We start from the raw sequence: 16,176 nt of genomic DNA on the forward strand, positions 1-16,176 counted from the left end.
TGAAGCGGACCCGCCGAGGTGCAACAACCCGACAGGACTAGCCGGCACATGGCAGGCGTGACAGCCTCACGCCTCTGACCGACCGGTCTCGACATCGCCCGAAGCCGAGTCCCTGGACACGTCGTCCAGGGGCTCGGCTTTCGACGTCAGGATGCGTACCGCACAGCACTCACGGGTCCGGCCGGGACGGCGTGCGGGCGTCTGGGCCAAATTCCTTGCCGACGTACGCCTTGTTGGCTTCGTCGATGAAATTCCGGGTACCGTCCGGGCTCAGCCCCTGAGCCTGCAGGTGCGCATACATATCGCCGTAGAGCCTGACGTCGGATCGTTTCTCCAGATAGAGATCGCTGGTGAACCTTTCCAAATACACCAAGCTCGCGTCGGCGGCGTCGGCGAACTCGAGCAGCGCGAACTGCCCCGAGACGCCAGGGTGCGCCCCCACATCGTGGGGGAGAACCTGCACGGTGATGTGCGGCTGGGATCCGATGTGGATCAGATGGTCCAACTGCTCGCGCATGACCTCGCGGCTGCCTACGACGCGCCGCAGCGACGATTCGTCCAGTACGGCCCATAAGACCGTGTCCTATGTGGTGAGGCGGCGGAGGCGTTTGTAGCAGCAGAGGGCTGCGGCGAGTCCGAGGAAGGCCAGGTAGTTGCGCGGGTTGCGTTCGTAGCGGTGGTTGAGTCGGCGGTAGCCGGTCAGCCAGGACATGGTCCGTTCGATCACCCACCGCCGACGCCCTACTGAGGATTTCGGGTTGTCATCGGGTAGTGACGGTTCATGATCCCTGCGGTATGCCGTTGGTATGCGTTATCCGGAGGGTGGGGGCCTGACCGCTGAGCGTCGGGCTTTTCGTGAGGGGATCCGGCTTCAGGCCGGCGAGCGGTTCGCGGCGGGCGAGAAGACCGCGGTCATCGCGAAAGAGCTGCGGGTGAGTGTCAGGTCGGTGGAACGCTGGCGTCGTGCCTGGCGCGAGGGCGGCATGGAGGGCTTGCGCTCGGCGGGCCCGGCGAACTCGCCGACTATCACCGATGCCCAGTTCGCCGTGCTCGAGGCGGAACTCGGCAAGGGACCGTCGGCGCACGGCTTCGAGGACGAACACTGGACCCTGGCCCGGGTCCAGACGCTGATCCGCCGGCATCTTCGGGTGAGCCTGTCGGTGGCGACGGTCTGGCGGCTGCTGAAACGGCACGGCTGGTCCTGGCAGGCACCCGCCCGCAGAGCACTCGAGCGTGACGAGCACGCGGTGGAGCTGTGGAAGAAGGAGGTGTGGCCGCGGGTAAAAGCCTCGCGGCGGCGTCCGGGGCATGGCTCGTCTTCGAGGACGAAGCCGGCTTCTCGATGACGCCGCCGGTCGCCCGCACCTGGGGACGGCGCGGGCAGACCCCCGTCATCCGCGTCCGTGGCAGGTCCCGCCGCCGGACCTCGGTCGCCGCGCTGTGCTGCTACAAACCCGGCGAGAAGAGCCGCCTCATCCACCGCCCCCGCACCCATCTCCTCCTCAAGGGCGCACGCAAGAGCTTCTCCTGGAAGGACTACCGCGACCTGCTGGTCCGCGCTCACATCCAGCTCGACGGACCGATCGTGGTGGTCTGGGACAATCTCAACACCCACCTGGCCGCCGGCCTGAAACAGTACGAGGCCGAACACGACTGGCTCACCACCGTCCGCCTCCCCGCGTATGCGCCAGACCTGAACCCTGTTGAAGCGGTCTGGTCACTCCTGCGCAGGGCCACGGCCAACACTGCCTTCGACACCCCCGACGACCTCGACCGCAAGCTCCGCCGCGAGTTACGCAGAATCCAACTCCGGCCCCACGTGATCGACGGCTGCCTCACCGCCACCGGCCTGACCATCAACCCACCGACCCCACCCTGAAAACCTCAGTAATCGTTCGCTCGACTCGATGCCCTTGCGGGCGATGCGGACGCCGATCCGTTTGCCGCGGAGCCATTTCCGCAGTTCAGGTATGCCGTAAGCCTTGTCAGCGTGCAGGCGCTGGGGCTTGAAGTGGCGGCCGCGATGGGGGTCGTGTCTCGTTTGGTGACCGAGCACCATGGGCTTCAGGGCCTGGCTGTCGTGGGTGTTGGCGGCCGAGAGGCCGACGAGGAGGGGCAGTCCGGCCGCGTCCGACAGGACGTGCATCTTGGAACCCGGCTTCCCCCGGTCCACGGGGCTCGGACCTGTGAGTTCGCCCCCTTTTTGGCCCGCACGTGGGCGGAGTCGAGGACGGCGCGGGAGAGATCGAGGAGCCCGGCGTCGTGGAGCCGGTGCAGGATCTCCTCGTGCAGCCGGCCCCACACTCCAGCTCTCGACCAGATCAGGAACCGGCGGTGAGCCGTCGACTTCGATACGCCGAAGCAGGGTGGCAGGGCTCGCCAGGCACACCCGCTGACCAGCACGTAAATGATCGCCGCGAACAGCGTCTCATCAGGCGTGTCCTGCGTTCCGCCACCCTGCGGCCGCACCTTCGACGGCGGGATCAGTGGCTTGGCTATCTCCCACAGCCCCTCCGGAACAATCCAACTCCACGTACCCCGCCCCATGGACTACCCAACGACCGCCTCACCACATAGGACACGGTCTTACAGCCCCTAACGAAATGATCTTCGGGCTGGTTGGATGGCCCTGAAGAGCCTTGATCTGGGGGTGCAGGATGGCTCGGCGGAAGCCGTGGGAAGTAGACGATGAGCTTTGGGTGGTGATCGAGCCGCTCCTGCCGAGGGTGGAGCGTCGGGCTCGTCATCCTGGTCGGAAGCGGCATCCGGACCGGCTGGTGTGCCAGGGCATCCTGTTCGTCCTGCACACCGGGATCGCATGGGAACACCTCCCGCAGGAACTGGGCTTCGGGTCGGGCATGACGTGCTGGCGACGCCTGGCCGAGTGGACCGAGGCTGGCGTCTGGCCACGACTACACGAAACCCTTCTGGCCCGGCTTCGTGGAGCGGATGCCCTGGACTCCTCACGGGCCGTGGTCGACGGCTCCCACATACGCGCGTTAAAGGGGGCCCCAAGACAGGGCGAAGCCCCGTTGACCGGGGCAGGAATGGCAGCAAGCACCACCTGATCACCGACGCCACCGGCATTCCGCTTGCTGCCACCCTGACCGGCGGCAACCGCAACGACGTCACCCAGTTCATCCCCCTTCTCCAAGCCGTCCCACCGGTCCGCGGCAAGCGCGGCCGACCGCGTCAGCGGCCCGACACCGTGCTCGGGGACCGCGGCTACGACCACGACAAGTACCGGCGTCTGGCCTGGGCCCTGGGCGTGAAACCCGTCATCGCCCGACGCGGCGTCCCACACGGATCCGGCCTCGGCACCGACCGCTGGGTCGTCGAGCGGACCTTCGCCCACCTGCACTGGTTCCGCCGGCTACGGATCCGCTGGGAAGTACGCGACGACATCCACGAGGCATTCCTCAGCCTCGCTTGCTCACTCATCTGCTGGCGGCGCCTGAAGTCATTCCGATAGCAGTTCTTAGCCCCTGTTTCCGGCGGCTTGTTTGGGAGGAGCGTGTCTGAAAGATCGTGTAAGTCCGTGATGTGGAAGCCTGGCCCGGGGCTCGGCCTCGGGCCTGTGGGTCGGGCGGATCGGACGAGTGATGGCAGACAAAGAAGAAGCGGCCACGTCCGTGGCCGGCGACGCGATGGTCGACGAGGTGGTCGAGCGGCTGCTCGACAAAGCGGACGCCTCAGGGGCGGCTCTGCTCGGTGAGGGCGGGCTGTTGACGGAGATCACCCGGGCCGTTCTGGAGCGGGCCCTGGAAGCCGAGATGAGCGAGCACCTCGGCTATGAGCGTGGAGATCTGGCAGGTCATGGGTCGGGGAACTCCCGCAACGGGACCTCGCCCAAGACGGTTCTGACCGATGCCGGAGCGGTCACGCTTGCGGTGCCGCGGGATCGCAACGGCGACTTCGAACCGCGTCTGGTCCCGAAGAACGCCCGCCGGCTCGCCGGCTTCAACGACCGGATCCTCTCCCTCTACGCCCGCGGGATGAGCGTGCGCGACATCCGCTCCCACCTCGCGCAGATCTATGGGGTCGAGGTCAGCCCCGACCTGATCAGCAAGGTCACCGACGCGGTGATTGACGAGCTCGTGACCTGGCAGAACCGGCCCCTCGACCCGGTCTGGCTGATCATCTACATCGACGCATTGTGGGTGAAGATCCGCTCCGGTTCGGTGACCTCGAAGCCGGTCTATCTGGCCGTCGGCGTCGACATGGACGGCCGCAAAGACGTCCTCGGTCTGTGGGTCGGCTCCGAGGGCGAAGGCGCCACCACGTGGATGGCAGTGCTGTCCGAGCTGCGGAACCGGGGCATCGAGGACGTTTGCATCGTGGTCTGCGACGGCTTGAAGGGCCTGCCTGACGCGGTCACCGTGACCTGGCCCAAGGCCACCGTCCAGACCTGCGTGATCCACCTGACCAGAGCCTCGCTCAGGCTGTCGTCGGTGCGTGACCACCCGAAGCTGGTGCCGGCCCTCAAGGCCATCTACACGGCCCTGACCGAGCAGGCGGCAGAACAGGCCCTCGACCTGTTCGCGGCCTCTGAGCTGGGTGAACGCTACCCGGCGATCGTGCGGACCTGGCGGTCGGCCTGGCCGGAGTTCACGCCCTACCTGGCGTTCCCGCCGGCCATAAGGACGGTGGTCTACTCCACGAACATGGTCGAATCGATGAACGCCCGCCTCCGCAAGGCCACCCGGAATCGCGGTCACTTCCCCTCGGAACAGGCCGCGTTGAAGGTCCTCTACCTCGCAGTCCGCGAACAGATCAACCCCAAAGCGCGCGACGCAAACCACGTCGCCCCACACTGGAAAGAGGCACTGAACCAGTTCTCACTGTTCTTCGAGGACCGGCTCAGCATCCAATGACACCACCCGACTTACACAAGATCGCTGACACGCCCTTCGCCCACGCCCATCCAGGCACGTCCGGGGCAGGTGGAGGTGGGGGCTTCAGGAGGTGCTGTCGGTGTCACCAGCGCAGGAGCATCACCGCGCCGCTGGCGCCGCTGGCGAGTCCGAAGAGCGCGACCGTGTCGCCCGGCGCCAGTCGGCGGTGGCCGACGGCGTGGGCTAGTTGGAGGGGCAGGGTCGCGGCGGCGGCGTTCCCGGTGTGCGGGAAAGTAGGGATGATCTGCGCGGTGTCGATGCCCATGCGGGTGCGGAAGGCGTCCACGAAGGGCACGGACGGCTGGTGGACGCAGACGAGATCGAGATCGCGGACATCGACGTGCTGTTCCTTGAGCCACTGGGCCCCCTGGACATCAAGGTCGACGAAGGAGCCCAGCAGGGCCTCGGAGTCGACGTGAAGGCCCTGAGGGTGGTCGGGAGCGTGGTGGGGGTCGTAGAGGGTGGCGGCGGGCCATCCCCCGGAGTTGGCGAGGAACACCGAGCCGGTGATGCCGGGCACGGGTGAGGACTCCACCAGAAGGGCGGCACCCAAGTCGGCGCCGGTCAGGGAGGTCAGTCCGGTGCGCAGTTGATCGCGGGTGAGGTTCCATCGGGAGAGGCGGGTGAGGGTTTCCCCGCAGGTGATCAGGACGCGGCGGTGCTGGCCGGTGCGGATGAGGGCGTCGGCGACCTGGAGGGCGTTGATGACTCCGTTGCAGGCGTTGCCGATGTCGAAGGCCGGGCAGGTCATGCCCGTCTTCGCCGCGACGATGTGGGCATTGGCCGGTTCGCGGACGTCGGCGCTGACGGCGGCGAAGAGCAGCAGGTCGATGTCGGCCGGTGAGAGGCGGGCGGTGTGTAAGAGGCGGTTGGCGGCCCGGGCTGCGAGGTCGGAGGGCAGGTCGCCGGGATCGGCGACTGTGCGCTGGTTCAGGCCGAAGGTGCGCTGCAGGAGGCCTGCGGGGAGTTTGAGGGCGGGGCTGTGGCGGTGCAGGCGTTGTTCGATCTCGGTCACGTGCTGGCGTCGGGCGGGCAGATGGATTGCAGTGTGGGTGATGCGGCTGTGGGTGCTCACGCGGTCTCCTTCACGGGGCCGGACCTTTCGCCGGCGGGTCGCTGGCCTGGCGGCCGGGCTGCCGCAGCGGGGGTGCGGGGCAGGCCGGTGACCGCGTGCTTGATGCGGTCGGTCAGGCTCAGCGGCAGCATCGTGTGGAGGGGGACGAGGAAGCGGGCTTCCCGGCCGACGACGTAGCGGGGACGCGGCCGGCGGGCCGTCAGGCATGTCTCGACGGTGCGTGCCACCGGTTCGGGGCCGGGCACCCGGCGGTCCACGGCAGTGAACAGGCGTGTGGTGCTCTCGTATCCTGGGTTCGCCGGATCGCGGAGGGTGTCGAGGTCGGTCAGGGCACGGCCGAGCATGGGGGTGGCGAACGCGCCGGGTTCCACCAGGCTGACGCGGACGCCCAGGTGGGCGGCCTCTACGCGCAGGCAGTGGGTGAGGGCCGAGAGGGCGTGCTTGCCGGCGCTGTACCAGGCGCCCATCGGCCAGGGGACCCGGCCCAGGCCCGAGGAGATGTTGACGATCCGGCCGCCGCCGCAGGCGGCCATCGCCGGCAGGACGAGCCGGCACAGCCGGGCCGGACCCAGCAGGTTCACCTCCAGCAGGCGACGGGCGTGCTCGTCGTCCACGTCGGCGACCGCGCCTGCCTGCGGGATGCCGGCATTGTTGACCAGCGCCCACGGGCCGCCGCCTCCGGTCATCTCGACGCACTCCTGCAGCGCCTGGCGGCAGGATGCCTCGCACGCCACGTCCAGCTGAACGGTGCGCAGGGCAAGGCCCCGCTCGGCGGCATCCGCCACGAGGTCCCGCGCCTTGTCCCGGTCACGTGCTCCGGCGATCACGTCCCAGCCCGCGGTGGCGAGACGGAACACAATCACCCGGCCGAAACCTCCCGTCGCCCCCGTCACCAGCACACTCCGGCCGCCCGACGGCATCACCAATGCCCCCACGCCCTTCCCAGCCCGACAGCGATGCCGCGGCCGGCCGGCCGCGCCCCTCACGGGGACAACGACGAGACCCCGGCAAGGTAGTGGCCCTCGCGGCCGGGCCCGTCCGCGGCCGCCAGCAGTCCTCCCGGTCCGGCAGCTCGGCCACCCCGACAGCTACCACCGCTCCCTGCGACAGCTCCCCTGGCTGCCCTCCCTCGTCGTCGAAGGGCACGCTCAGCCCGCTCATGAGACGGCCAGCCGACCAACTGCGCGCCATCGCTGACCGGGAGCTCGGATCGCCATGAGCGGTCCCTTTGGAGGACCGCTCATGGCCGTGCATGAATTACAGGTTGCCGAAGAGCCAGTTTCCGGGGGCCGTGGGGTCTTCGCTGGTGTAGTACTCCTCGGTGGCGCGGCGGATCTCTTCCCGTCCCAGGGTGCCGTCGCCGTCGGTGTCGAGCTTGGCGAAGGCGACCTTCAGGTCGGCGGGCGAGGCGCCCAGCGACTTGATGTACATGGTCTGGAACTCGTCCTCGTCGATGAGGCCGTTGCCGTCGGTGTCACAGATGTCCATCCACGCGTCCACCATGACGCTCAGGCGCTGCAGGAGCCCTTCGCGGTCGTTGGCGGCGGCCTTGCGCATGCCGGAGATGAACTCGGAGCGGTCCAGCTGCCCGTCGCGGTCGGCGTCCATGGTGGACAGGTCGTGGGCCCACAGCCGGGTGAAGGACTCCCGCAGGCGCGTGATCTTCGTGGCGTCACCGCTCATGCCGAACGCGGCCGCGAGGCGGTTGCTGAGCGCGAGGAGGTCCTCCTCGCGCAGGTTGCCGTCCCCGTCCGCGTCCAGCATGGCGAAGGCACGGGCGAGCTTCTTGTCCAGAACGCCGGTAGCAGCTTCCATCGGTCTTCTCCTCTATATCCGCCCAGCAGGCACAAAGATCACCCGATGGTGATCACACCGGAGGAAACGATCGCCCATCTGCTTTGATACGGCTCTCCCGCGAATTTGACGGCCCGTCGGCAAGAGGTCTCCACGCGTCATGACAGTCAGCCCCACGGTCGCCCCGTGTCTTCCCGCCCTGTTCCGTGCAGGGCTTGAGCGTCACGCCCGGCGGGTCCGCGAAGACTGGGACGGCCGCCACCCCCTGCACGGAATGAAACCGCCCCCGGGCGCAGTCATGGTCAACAGCAACGACTACCTCGCTCTGGCCCGCCACCCGCGCATCGTCAAAGCCATGGCCGAGACGCTCACCGCGGACGGCAACGACACCCTGATGTCCGGCGTCTTCCTCAGCGGTGACCACCCGCAGCTGCGCCTGGAAGCGGACCTGGCCAGGCACATGGGTGCGCCGGCCGGAATCTTGTGCCAGTCGGGGTGGGCAGCCAACACCGGCCTTCTTCAAGCCCTGGCCGAGCCGGGTACGCCGGTGTACATCGACATGCTGGCGCACATGTCGCTGTGGGAAGGCGCCCGGATCTCCGGCGCCGCCCTGCACCGGTTCCGCCACAACGACACTGCCCACCTGCGCCGGCGTATCGCCGACCACGGGCCCGGCATCATCCTCGTCGACTCGATCTACAGCACCGACGGAAGCCTCTGCCCCCTCGCCCGGGTGGCGGACCTCGCAGACGAGTACGCGTGCGTGCTGGTAGTCGATGAATCGCACTCCCTGGGCACCCACGGCGACCTGGGTGAGGGCATGACCGGCGCCGCCGGGCTCAACGGCCGAGTGCATTTCCAAACGGCTTCCCTCTCCAAGGCCTTCGCCGGCCGCGCCGGATTCATCGCCGTCTGTGAGGAAGCGTTCACCGGCTACTTCAAGATGCGCTCCCACCCCGCCGTCTTCAGTTCCACGCTCCTGCCCCATGACATCGCCGGCCTCACCGAAACCCTCGCCGTCGTCCGGGCCGACACTTGGCGCCGTGCCCGACTGGCCGAGATCGCCACCCGTGTACGGCACGAACTCACCGACGCCGGCGTCGATCTTCACAGCTCCGGCAGTCACATCCTCTCCCTGGTAGGCGGGGACGAACGCCACACCATGACCCTGCGCGACGGACTCGAACAGGCCGGCGTCTTCGGATCGGTGTTCTGCCCGCCCGCCACCCCACGGACCCGGTCCCTGGTCCGCTTCTCCCTCCACGCCGACCTGAGCGACACCCAGGTCGACCACCTCATCAGCTCCAGCCTGGCCTGCTACCGGCCCTGACAAAACGCGGAGCCGTATCCCAGCGGCGGGCGTTCTCGCGCCCGGGCATCGGATTTCACCACCCGAGCGCAGCAGTGTGGGATGTCACCCGACGAAGGGCGACGGCCCGCACACGACGTTGCCTCCGGTCGCCATCACCCCACCACGCCCGGTCGCCGGGCTCCGGCTGTCAGTCCGGCTGGCGGCACGGAGCGTGGATCTGATGGTGCTGGCGGGCGGTCAGAGTGCCCCCATCTCGGTCCGCCCAACTCTGCCTCACCACCGTTTCAAACCAGCCGCTGACAGGGGCAGGAACGAGGAGCGGTGGCGGGGTCTGCGTGGGAGAGCCGGCTATCGGCTGAGCCACCGGGTGCTGGGGTATGCCGCTGCGCGCGCCCTGGACTACTCGAGCCGGTCGGTGGGGGGCGGTGGGGCGCCATCGGCGGAGCTGTCGCTCGCTGCTGCGGGAGCACTTCGGGATGGACCCGGGCTTCGACTTGGCGTGTGAGGCGTTCTCGGCGATGGTGACGCTCATGCTGCTGCCCCCGGGCAAAGATGGCACGGGCAGGGAGCTGGCGGCGCGGCTGGCCTGCCAGACCGGGGCAGGCCGATGGCGGCAGCGGTACCGGATCTTCCCTCGCGGCAACGGCTTTCCCGCGGAGACCGACTGCACCGGCATTGCGGCCGGGGCCCTGCACGGGCACGGGCTGCTCCCGGCCCCAGACCTCGAGGCCTGCGTGCGTGACCTGCTGCGGGGCGCCGCACCGGCCGGTATGGTCCCCGGCCCGTACCGTCGCGGTGACGACACCGCCCTCCGCCAGAGACAGCCCAGATCAGCGTCTGACAACGTCAAGTGAGACGACTAGGCATCGGCATCTCACCCGACTTTGCATCTCCGCAGGTCAGGTCGCCGCTGGGCGGCAAGATCGAATGAGACGGGACAGGCAGTCGCCCGTCGTCGCGGTGACCTTGGCGGATGAAGATCGTTGGCGTGTCATGAGCATCAAGCGTGTACTCACTGTCCTGGCTTCGGGTGCTGTCGCACTCGCCGGCACCCTGGCCTCCCCCGCTAACCCGGCCGTTGCAGCCAGCTGCCGCCCCGTCACGGGGCACATCGTCTTCGACTGCGGCAGCCCGACGGACGTTTTCCGGATTCGCACGGTCAGCATCAACCCCGATACGCCGAGGAAGGGACACAAAGCCACGCTTACTGCGCAGGGCGATCTCCGCGAAGACATCCCAGCCGGAACCAACATGCACGTCACAGCCAGGCTGGGCATCCTCACCGTCGTGGACAAGGACTACGACTTCCTTTCCAACGTCACGATCGACCAGCAGGACAAGCAAGCCACCATCACCAAGGAAACGAGCATCCCCGGGACTCTTCCCAGCGGCAACTACCTCGTCGACGTAGTCATCACCACCCCCGCCCGCAAGCAGGTGGCCCGTCTGCAAATCAAACTCAAGCTCTAGCGATCTCCCGCGGGTTGCGCCCGTCGTTTCGGACTCTGCCCTTACGACGGTCGGCCGGGGGCGAGCGCGTCGCCCCGTGTCCGGTGCGGGGGCGTGCTCATGGGCAGGTAGAGGGTTTTGTCGGGGGTGAGGATGACGATGGCATCGGTCAGGCCGTTCCAGGTGTGGCCGCGGCCGTTGTAGCGGGGGGTGAGGTAGGACCATTCGAGGTTTCCGGCGATCATCGCCTCCAGCGCGTCCAGGTAGGCGCGCAGGCCGCTGTCCCGGCCTGCCACGCCAGCTCGCAGCATGGCCGTGAGCCCATCGAATTCGATTTCGACTCGGTGGACGGTCGCGGCGATGCGGTCCACGGCTGCCTGGAGGTCGCCGCCGTTCTCGGCGAGCGCGAGCTGGATCTCGTTCATGGTGTCGCCGCTGTAGAGCTCCTTGCGGTAGGAGAAGACGTCATTGACGCCGATCCAGTGGCGTGCCACCAGCATGTTGAGGCGCCTCAGTTCGGGCAGCTTCTCCAGGCGGTCGCTCAGGTCGATGCCGAGGCCGAATTCGAGGAGGGGGAAGCAGCATTCCCCGATCGAGCTGTTGCGATACTTCTCGTAGGTGGGCAGGTCCAGTGATGCGAGGTCCCGCGTGAGGTCACGTTCGGCGTGGCAGGCCTCCAAGAACTCATGCAGGGTTCGCGCGTAGCGCTGCCACACCCGGTGGGGTGCGAGGGGAAAGGTCTGGTCCCGCAGCTGCTCGAAGGCCCGGGTGAAGGCGGTCTCCACGACGGGCGGTCTGCCGTCGAGGACGGCAGGCAGCTCGAGGATGCCCAGCTGCCGGATCCGGGACGGCGGTGCCTGGGCGAAGACGTCGTCGATGCTGAACAGGACGTCGATCCAGGCGCAGACCAGGTCGATGCGGTCCTCGCGTGCGTCGGCATAGGTGAGCAGGTTCCACAGGCTGGTGCGGTGTTCCAAGAACGTCTCCAGCTCCTCCTGGCTGTCGTAGGCGTCGCGCAGGAGCGCGGCGAGGCGGGCTGCGCAGCGCTGTTCCAATGCAGCGAGTCCGGGGCGGCGCCGGGCGGGCGTGAACCGGGGGAAGAGCGGCATCCGAAACCGGGGGTGTCCTTCAGGCGACCTGACTATGCCGCCTGCGGGGGCGGCGCCTTCTGCAGGGACTGAGGTTCTCTTCACGGCCGGCCTCCGCCGGTCCGGCTCCCGTCGGCCGCAGCCGTGCGGCGGGTCGCGATCAGAGGGCCGGCCTTGGGGGTGAGAAGGAAACGCGGCAGCGGCCGCAAGGGGGTGGCACCGGTCTTGCGCAGCTGCCAGCGGCTGCTGATCGTGGCGAGGGCGAGGACGGTCTCCGTGATGCCATAGTGCTCGCCCAGGCACTTGCGGCGCCCGCCGCCGAAGGCCGTGAACGCCTGGCGCTGGGCGGGGGTGACGCGGTCGGGCAGCCACCGGTCCGGGTCCAGGCGCTCCGGGTCGGGGAAGACGGCGGGGTCGCGTTGCAGGGCGTAGGGGGAGACGATCACCTCCGCGCCCGCGGGAACGGTGAAGTCGGCGAGCACGGTCTCCTGCAGGGTGATGCGGCTGAGCATCCAGGTCGGGGGCCACAGCCGCAGCACCTCGATGAGGACCTGCCGGGTGTAGGGCAGGCGCTCGATGTCGGCGAGGGTGGGAGTGTTTCCGGCGAGCTCGCGGTCCAGCTCGGCCCACAGCCGGCTCTCCACGTCCGGGTGGTCGGCCAGGGCGTGGAGGGTCCAGGCGAGCAGGGATGCGGTGGTCTCTATGCCCGCGGCCAGCACCGACAGGATCTGATCACGCACCTGAGTGTCGTCGAGCGGGCGGCCGTCGTCGGCGGCGGCGGCCATCACCAGGGACAGCAAGTCATGCCCTGGTGCCCCGCCGGCCCGGTACTGTGCGATCACCTCACGAGCGGCCCGCTCCAGACGGGCCTGTGCCTGACGGAAACGGCGGTTGGCCGGCAGCGGAAGACGGTGGAGCAGCGGCCAGGGAACCAGCATCTGGCGGAACATGCCCTCCAGCAGCACCGGCAGGGCCGCGGCCATGGTGTCCGCTGCCTTACGGCCCGCCGGGGCTGCGATCAGGGTGCGCGCCACCACCTGGGCCGCCAGTGCGTACATCCGGGGCTTCACATCGATCCGCTCCCCCTCCCGCCACCCGTCGATCGCCTGCGCGATGCAGTGGCTCATCACCGGGGCATACCGGGCCACCTGGTCCCGGTGGAACGCAGGCCGCATCACCGGCTGCTGACGCTGGTGATCGGCGTTGCTGCAGGTGATCACACCATTGCCGACCAGGACCCGCGCCGAGTCCATGAACAGGCCGCCCTTGTCGAACACCGACGACACCAGCACCTGGTGCGCCGCCTCCACCGTGTTGACCACATACACCGAACGTCTGGCGAGCTGCATCCTCACCACCGCCGGCCCTCCCCGCAGAGAACTGAGAAAAGCGAGGGGATCACCCACCAGCCTGACCACGTGACCCCACCACGACACACCACCCCCGACCCGCTGAACCCCCACCACGCCCCCTCCCTCCGATGCCTGTCCGGCAGCACACCGACCGACAACCACCCGCCCACCCCGCGCGAGACGCAGAATCGTTTTCTCTTCCCTCACGGGCCCCAGCCGTATCGCCAGCCGCCTCCTGTGAGGATGTGCCCACCAGCCATCCGCTCATCCGGGTACGCGGGGGCGCACGACAGCACACGCGCGGCGCACGTTCGCCCCACACCCACATCGGCGCGAGCACCGAGCCAGGCGTCCCTTGCGCGAGGTCAGCTCCTCGGGAGTGCCAGTCGCTACGCCTCGTCAAGCAGGGCTGCCCCCAAGTCGAACCTTGATCGTGCGCCACCCAACTTTGAGCGGCACACGTCACTGTCACGCTGCACGCGGAGCCCATGGCTCCAACGGCCACTGGGGAATCAGCCATGGGCCCAGATCGTGATCGCGGGGCGGGACCGCGCGGTCGGCCCTGCACGCTCCCACCCCGTGTCTCACTCGGTCGTGGTCCAGGTGACGATGACAGCTCCGTTGTGGCCGGCCGTACCGGAGCCTCCGGACTGGCTGCGGTGGCCGTAGCCGCCCTCGTCGCCGGGCATGCAGCTCAGGCCGCCGCCGAAGCTCGGCTTGTAGCAGCCGCCGTGGCCGCCGTAGGCGCCCGAGCCACCCGCGCCGCCCGCCCCGCCGTCCCCGCCGGCACCGTAGGACTTGCCGCCGAAGATGACGGCGGCGCCGCCCTTGCCTGGCTGCCCACCTGTCCCGGGGCGGCCGCCGTCGCCGCCGCTCACTGTGCCGTTCTGAATGCCTTTACCGCTCTTGCCGGCACTTCCCGCGCTGCCGGCCGTGCCAGCGGTGCCGTTGGTGCCCGTGCCGCCCGGGGTCGCCGTGTGGGGCAGCTCGAAGAAGCCCTGCTTGCAGGTGCCGCCGGAGCCGGTCTTCCCGCCGTCGCCCTGGGCACCCGGTTCGCTCGCGCCGGCTCCTCCCGTACCTGGGGCACCCCCGCCGAACGTTCCGTCGTAGCCTCCACCGCCGCCGGAACCTGCGCCGCCGGCCTGCCCCGCTGCACCGCCGCCTCCACCGGCGGCACTGGCATACGTCTGGTCGAAGGGATCGACGGGCCCAAGGCGGACCCCAAGGACGGTCGTGTCGCCCTTGGAGGCGCTGCCGCTGCGACCGGCGTGGCCGGTCCATCCCCTTGCGCCGTCGGAGCCCCCGAAGGTAGTGCCGCCCCCACCTCCCGGATCGGTGTCGCCCCTGCCCGATCCACCCGAGCCCCCGGGGCCGCCTTCACCGACCTTGATCATCAGCCCGTCGGCCACCCAGAAGGTACAGGTGACGAACTGTCCGGCACCGCCGCCTCCTCCTGCGCCGCCACCTGCCCCACCCCCACCACCGCCACCACCGCCACCGGCGTTCGCGGCCAGGCCCCCGCCAGAGCCGCCACCACCACCGGTGCCGCCGGTGGCGCCCCCGCCACCACCACCCGCGCCCCAGAGCCAGACCGTGACCTCCCCCGATCCGCGCCACGACCATTCGCCAGGCTTGTCGAACACCTTCTCGTGCACCTTCTCGTGTACGACCTCGGCCGCGTGGGCCGGGCCGGCCACGCCAAGCGGCACCAGTGAGCCGGTGACGGCCATGGCCACGGCGACGGCCCGAGCCGTCCGGCACCCGGGACGTTCAGCGTTGAAACCGGCCGAGGTGAACGGCTTCACGGCCGCGGCCAGCACAGTGGCCGGCATGGAAAGGATCTTCATGCCGGACTAACGGCCTGCGCAGGAACCAGGGCACGCCGTCGCGAAGGTCAGTTCACCGTCCCGGCAGACGGCCTTGCGGTCCTGCCACTGCGTCCGATTGCTTCCCCTCCGGCCGACGCCCAGGCGCACCGCGGCCTGGTCCGGGCCGAGGGGGACGTGCCGGTCGAGCAGGGCCAGCAGGTCCCGGCGGCGGCCCAGGGCGGCCACCTGGTCCGGATGGACGTCGGGGAACTGCACCTCCCCGCCGAGCGGACCAGGAGACCGGCCTTCACGAGGTGGCCGACCGCCGCAGCGGTCACCCTCGGCCGGAGAATCGGCAACGGCTCCCCGAGGGCCTGCGTCAGCCGGTCCGCCGCCACCCCGGCACCGATCGGGCCCCGCAGCGCCGCGCGTACCTGCTCCGGGTCGGCGGCCTCCACCACCGCCCGCGACCACAACCCCGGACCGGCATCCGCCAGCGGGACCAGACCCGAACCCGCCGCCCACCGCCCCGCCACCGGCACCGGCACCGGCACCCGCAGCCGGCCCGCCGCCTGGTTCTCGTCGTACTGCTCCCGCACCGAACGCGCCACGAACCGCACTCCGATCACCCATCGGCGGCCCGACCACCGGGTCGCGCCGGAAACATGCCGAAAAATCCCGTTTGCTGCCAATAGCCATGATTCTTGGGCGAGTTGTGAGCACACCGCATAAGCCGCCTACGCGTACGCGAGGGAAAAATTCACCCCTGCGGAGGACTGCGAACCGGTGCCACGCAGACAGAAAGCGGTGGCCGCCGCGACCACCGCCACTCCCCCGACTGCCGGCACGGGTCGGAGCGAGCACCGCGTCAACTGACGGCCCATGGAGGACCCCCCGTCCTGGTGAAAACCCGCGCGGCGGGGCCGGGCACGCGGCGGCGCGGGCCGCTGGTGGCAGCGGCCCGCGCTGGGTCCGTCATCTGCTGCGCCGCAGATCTTGTGCCGGAGGGCGGGGGCGCTGTGTGCGGCGCCCCCGTCGGGGTGTGGCAGGGCCGTCAACGCCGGCGGAGGTAGACCTCGATCAGGACGGCGACCAGCGGGGCGGCCACGGTCGCGGCGGCGATGACCGGGTTCGCCAGCCTCGGGTGAACGGCGACCACGTACACGGTGGCGCCCAGAATCCCGGCGACGACGAAAGCCGCCAGGAGCATGAGCACGGCCGGATCGGCGCCCGGGTTCCCCGCAGGCGGCCGCTGGGCTCGAGTCTCGGGCTGGGGCTGGGGCTGGGGCTGCGGCTGGGGCTGGGCCGGGGGCTGCGGCTGCGGCTGCGGCTGCGGCTGCGGCTGCGGCTGCGGGGCATCGAAGGACATCGGAGTTCCCTCCCGTCAGGGCCCGCGGGCGGTC

Annotated in this window: 13 protein-coding genes and 4 pseudogenes; 6 read left to right on the plus strand and 11 right to left on the minus strand. The window is 69.4% G+C overall.

Annotated elements, in window-relative coordinates; genetic code table 11:
• Positions 1-169: 169 nt before the first annotated feature.
• Positions 170-574 (minus strand): annotated as a pseudogene (locus OG982_RS30145) (DUF5753 domain-containing protein); the annotation flags it as partial.
• A gap of 9 nt (positions 575-583) precedes the next feature.
• A pseudogene (locus OG982_RS30150) lies at positions 584-745 on the minus strand (transposase); the annotation flags it as partial.
• A gap of 61 nt (positions 746-806) precedes the next feature.
• Between OG982_RS30150 and OG982_RS30155 the strand changes: the two are divergent.
• A complete protein-coding gene (locus tag OG982_RS30155) occupies positions 807-1,346 on the plus strand; it encodes a winged helix-turn-helix domain-containing protein (protein WP_266793625.1) in 540 nt (179 codons plus the stop codon).
• A pseudogene (locus tag OG982_RS30160) lies at positions 1,343-1,774 on the plus strand (transposase); the annotation flags it as partial. The gene OG982_RS30155 and the pseudogene OG982_RS30160, both read left to right, overlap by 4 nt.
• A 114-nt stretch (positions 1,775-1,888) precedes the next feature.
• On the opposite strand, the pseudogene OG982_RS30165 reads toward OG982_RS30160, so the two are convergent.
• Positions 1,889-2,547, minus strand: a pseudogene (locus OG982_RS30165) (IS5 family transposase); the annotation flags it as partial.
• 110 nt (positions 2,548-2,657) lie between these two features.
• Here OG982_RS30165 and OG982_RS30170 point away from each other — a divergent pair.
• Both OG982_RS30170 and OG982_RS30175 read left to right on the plus strand, forming a co-directional pair.
• Positions 2,658-3,472, plus strand: a protein-coding gene (locus OG982_RS30170; RefSeq protein ID WP_266950158.1) for an IS5 family transposase whose coding sequence is annotated in 2 segments (ribosomal slippage) — positions 2,658-3,000 and positions 3,000-3,472 — 816 coding nt in all. Because the reading frame shifts where the segments join, the coding sequence is not laid out codon by codon here.
• A gap of 130 nt (positions 3,473-3,602) precedes the next feature.
• Positions 3,603-4,874, plus strand: coding sequence for an IS256 family transposase (locus OG982_RS30175; RefSeq protein ID WP_266950159.1), 1,272 nt, complete (start codon positions 3,603-3,605; stop codon positions 4,872-4,874).
• Between the two features lie 103 nt (positions 4,875-4,977).
• Here the strand turns inward: OG982_RS30175 and OG982_RS30180 are convergent, their stop codons facing one another.
• From OG982_RS30180 to OG982_RS30190, 3 genes are all read right to left on the minus strand, one after another.
• Positions 4,978-5,970, minus strand: a complete 993-nt coding sequence (locus OG982_RS30180) for a 3-oxoacyl-ACP synthase III family protein (protein WP_266794147.1) — start codon at positions 5,968-5,970, stop codon at positions 4,978-4,980.
• On the minus strand, positions 5,967-6,890 hold the full coding sequence (locus OG982_RS30185) for an SDR family oxidoreductase (RefSeq protein ID WP_266794436.1): 924 nt from the start codon (positions 6,888-6,890) through the stop codon (positions 5,967-5,969). Before OG982_RS30185 ends, OG982_RS30180 begins: the two co-directional genes overlap by 4 nt.
• Before the next feature lie 337 nt (positions 6,891-7,227).
• Positions 7,228-7,785 carry an EF-hand domain-containing protein gene (locus OG982_RS30190; RefSeq protein WP_266794148.1) on the minus strand — a complete coding sequence of 186 codons (558 nt, stop codon included), beginning with the start codon at positions 7,783-7,785 and terminating at the stop codon, positions 7,228-7,230.
• Between the two features lie 139 nt (positions 7,786-7,924).
• On the opposite strand from OG982_RS30190, the gene cqsA reads away from it, so the two are divergent.
• Complete coding sequence (gene cqsA, locus OG982_RS30195; protein ID WP_266794149.1) at positions 7,925-9,094, plus strand: alpha-hydroxyketone-type quorum-sensing autoinducer synthase; 1,170 nt, start codon at positions 7,925-7,927, stop codon at positions 9,092-9,094.
• A gap of 975 nt (positions 9,095-10,069) precedes the next feature.
• On the plus strand, positions 10,070-10,546 hold the full coding sequence (locus tag OG982_RS30200; RefSeq protein WP_266794151.1) for an ML domain-containing protein: 477 nt from the start codon (positions 10,070-10,072) through the stop codon (positions 10,544-10,546).
• Between the two features lie 41 nt (positions 10,547-10,587).
• On the opposite strand, the gene OG982_RS30205 is transcribed toward OG982_RS30200, so the two are convergent.
• From OG982_RS30205 to OG982_RS30225, 5 genes are all read right to left on the minus strand, one after another.
• Entirely contained in the window at positions 10,588-11,634 is a 1,047-nt protein-coding gene (locus tag OG982_RS30205; RefSeq protein WP_266794152.1) for a hypothetical protein, read from the minus strand.
• Between the two features lie 80 nt (positions 11,635-11,714).
• The gene (locus OG982_RS30210; protein WP_323139305.1) at positions 11,715-13,172 is read right to left on the minus strand and encodes a cytochrome P450; all 1,458 of its coding nucleotides are present in this window, start codon (positions 13,170-13,172) and stop codon (positions 11,715-11,717) included.
• A gap of 377 nt (positions 13,173-13,549) precedes the next feature.
• A complete protein-coding gene (locus OG982_RS30215; RefSeq protein WP_266950160.1) occupies positions 13,550-14,785 on the minus strand; it encodes a hypothetical protein in 1,236 nt (411 codons plus the stop codon).
• 33 nt (positions 14,786-14,818) lie between these two features.
• On the minus strand, positions 14,819-15,049 hold the full coding sequence (locus OG982_RS30220) for a hypothetical protein (RefSeq protein WP_266950162.1): 231 nt from the start codon (positions 15,047-15,049) through the stop codon (positions 14,819-14,821).
• A 778-nt stretch (positions 15,050-15,827) separates the two neighbouring features.
• The gene (locus OG982_RS30225; RefSeq protein ID WP_266950164.1) at positions 15,828-16,142 is read right to left on the minus strand and encodes a hypothetical protein; all 315 of its coding nucleotides are present in this window, start codon (positions 16,140-16,142) and stop codon (positions 15,828-15,830) included.
• Positions 16,143-16,176: the final 34 nt, after the last annotated feature.

The organism is Streptomyces sp. NBC_01551, assembly GCF_026339935.1.
In the GTDB taxonomy this organism is placed as follows: Bacteria; Actinomycetota; Actinomycetes; order Streptomycetales; family Streptomycetaceae; genus Streptomyces.